Annotated in this window: 1 pseudogene; it reads left to right on the forward strand. The window is 70.0% G+C overall.

What is annotated here, in order from left to right:
* Window positions 1-290: pseudogene (locus tag NE591_RS15285) on the forward strand (hypothetical protein); the annotation flags it as partial.

Consider the following 290-nt stretch of genomic DNA (forward strand, 5'->3'; position numbering starts at 1 on the left):
CAGTAACAATCGCCGTGGACGTCATGGGCGGTGACCGCGGCCCGGCCGTGGTGCTGCGCGGCGCCCTGCAGGCCCTTGAGGCCGATCCCGACTTGGGGCTCACGCTCGTCGGGCCGGCCGAGGAGGTGGAGCCCTTCGCCGCCGTTCACGATCGGGCGACGGCGCAGGTGGCCACCGAGGCGAGAACCTGTACTTCCTCGGCTGCAGCTCGCATCCGGGCGGTGCCATCGCCGCAAGTGCGCGTTCGGGCATTCAGAAGGTGCTCGAGGACTACGGTGTCGATTTCCGCG

The sequence above is a fragment of the Adlercreutzia sp. DFI.6.23 genome, from assembly GCF_024462535.1.
Lineage (GTDB): Bacteria > Actinomycetota > Coriobacteriia > Coriobacteriales > Eggerthellaceae > Adlercreutzia > Adlercreutzia rubneri.